The organism is Dyella sp. (assembly GCF_036568765.1).
Taxonomy (GTDB): Bacteria; Pseudomonadota; Gammaproteobacteria; order Xanthomonadales; family Rhodanobacteraceae; genus GSA-30.
In genome coordinates this window covers 1-2672 of record NZ_DATCRY010000321.1, presented here as the reverse complement: position 1 = coordinate 2672, position 2672 = coordinate 1, and the positions used below count along the sequence as shown (strand labels likewise).

The following is a 2672-nucleotide window of genomic DNA, read 5'->3' as shown; positions in this document are numbered from 1 at the left end:
CTCTTCTACCCTGCACTACGGCGGCAGCGTGCAGGTGGGATCGTTCGGTACGGTCGCCGGCAGCGCCTACCTCACCGGCCCTACCGGCATGAGCGGACTGGATTACCGCATCGATGCCACGGTGTCGCATACGGACGGCTTTCGCGATCTTTCCGCGCGCGATCACGAGATACGGCCGGCCTTCCGTTGGCAATGGGGCAAGCACATCACCGATCTGGCATTCGACTTGCGCAATATCCATGAAACGCCGGATTCGTACGGCCTGATCTATTTCAACGGCTCTCCGATTCGCGACGTACCTATCAATGCGAAATATTCCTCGCTTTTCGCCCATGCACGCTCCGACTTCTTCCGCACGATGCTGAGCGACCAGTGGGCCGTCAGCGATTTCTTGACCATCGATAACCGCTTCTCGTTCCTGCGCCGCACGCTCGATGCCATCGTCAATGGCGATAGCGCCAGCACCAAAATAACCAACGGCCAGTTAGTCAATCGCCAGTTGCGCCAACAGGACGATCGCGATCGCAGCATCGATTATCAGTTCGAACCCATCTGGAGGTTCGCTACCGGCCCGATCCAGCACACTTTACTGACGGGCTTCGAATACCAGCAACAGAAACTATCGACCGAACGCGAGACCGCAGATCTGCCCAATATCCCCGACGCGTTCTCCCCCATACCACCGGAACCCTCGCTTTCCTCGGTACATTTCCTCTGCGACGCCAAACATTCCTGCGATGACGACCGCCTGGGCTCGCGTTATTACAGCGCCTATGCCACCGATCAGATCGACGTGACCGACACGCTGAAAGTCCGCGCCGGTGTACGCCAGAACGTGTGGAGTACCGCATTGACACCGCGAATCACGGTCCCCGGCCGTTTCGGTACGGATGCACAGCCGCTACTCGCAGGAGTGAAGGATTCACGCAACGACTCCCCGCTGAGCTGGAATATCGGAGCGCTTTACAAGGCACTGCCCTGGATGTCGCCCTATGTCGGCGTTTCTCTCAGCCACTTGGCAAACTTCAATTCGGAAAATACACAGAACGGCGTCGGCGCGCCGGAATCGGCCCTGCAGTACGAAGCGGGCATCAAGTTCGCTTGGCTCGACGATCGGGTGGTATTGAATACGGCGGCTTTCGACGTCAAGCGCGATCACGTAGCGACAGCCACCACGCTCAACGGTATCGAAGCGGTGGTATTCGATGCGCAAAAGACCCGCGGCGTAGAAGCCTCCACGGACATCGCCGTCACCGATCGATGGCACTTGCTTGCTAACGTGACCCATCAGGATCCCTTCCTCACGGACAATCCGCAGGGCATCGCCTCAGTGGGACACCGCCCGCAAGGCGCGCCGGATGTCATGGCAAACCTGTGGAGCACTTACAACTTCCATATCGGCGGCCTCTCCGGCTTCCGCATTGGCGCTGGCGCGAACTACCAGGGCAAGAGTTATAGCGACCTGACCAACGTTAATTCGATTCCGTCCTACGCCATCATGAATGCGCTCATCGGATACGAAGCGTCGACATGGGGTGTGAATGTCAACATCCACAACATCACCGATCGGCGATATTTCATCGCGGCCAATGTCGCCGGTGCCTATGTCGGCGAGCCACGCAGCGCTTTCATCGACATCCATGCCAATTTCTGACCGTGACACCTGGCTGGGCGTCCGCTCGATGCCCAGCCAGGTACCGGCATAGCACCTTGCCATGACTTCAGGCATGTGCCGAGATCTGCCCACTCGCAATATTGTTATATTGTAACAATCACTGAGGGCACAACCGATGAAGTTCTGGATGACCGGACTGATCGCTTCGGTAACAGCGTTCTGTGCCGCCACGGCGATGGCCGATGAAGGCATGTGGACGCTGGACCGTTTGCCGGTACAGCAAATGCAGCAACATTATGGCTTTACTCCCACCCAGGCCTGGGTCGACCGCATTCGACGCGCCACCGTTCGTTTAGCCGAAGGCTGCTCGGGTTCGTTCGTCTCGGCCAACGGCTTGGTAATGACCAATCACCACTGCGCCAATGGCTGCCTTTCACAGTTGTCGGGCCAAGGCAAGAACTATATGGCCGACGGCTATGCGGCAAAAACGCGTGAGGACGAGCCAAAGTGTCCGGAAGTAGAGCTCAATCAGCTCGATACCATCACTGACGTAACCTCGCAGGTAAACGCAGCGACGGACGGCAAGAGCGGCGCCGAACGCATCAAGGCCGAACGTGCGGTCAACGCGCAGATCGAACAGCAATGCGTCGGTGGAGACGCCAAGACCTGGCGCTGCGATGTGGTCACGCTGTACCACGGTGGCCGCTACGCGCTCTATAAGTACCGCCGTTACCAGGATGTGCGGCTGGTGTTCGCACCAGAGCAATCCATTGCGTTCTTCGGTGGCGACCCGGACAACTTCAACTTTCCGCGCTACGACCTGGATGTCACGTTCTTCCGCGCCTACGTCGATGGCAAGCCGGCCAGCACGCCGGATTACCTGCCCTTCGCACCGCAAGGCCCCAAGGCTGGCGACATGACTTTTGTGGTGGGCAATCCCGGTTCCACCCAACGCGAAACGCCGTGGCTACAGCTGTCTTACCAACGCGATCAGACCCTGACGCCGTTCTACGGTTTTCTCTCCGAGGAACGCGGCGTGCTGTGGCAGTACGCACGC

Annotated in this window: 2 protein-coding genes; both read left to right on the top strand. The window is 58.7% G+C overall.

Translation table 11 applies throughout. From position 1 onward, the window contains the following. The coding region (locus VIM98_RS20225) for a TonB-dependent receptor (RefSeq protein ID WP_331994906.1) at positions 1–1654 on the top strand (1654 nt) is incomplete at its 5' end. A gap of 136 nt (positions 1655–1790) precedes the next feature. Then, a partial coding sequence (locus tag VIM98_RS20220; RefSeq protein ID WP_331994905.1) for a S46 family peptidase occupies positions 1791–2672 on the top strand: 882 nt, incomplete at its 3' end.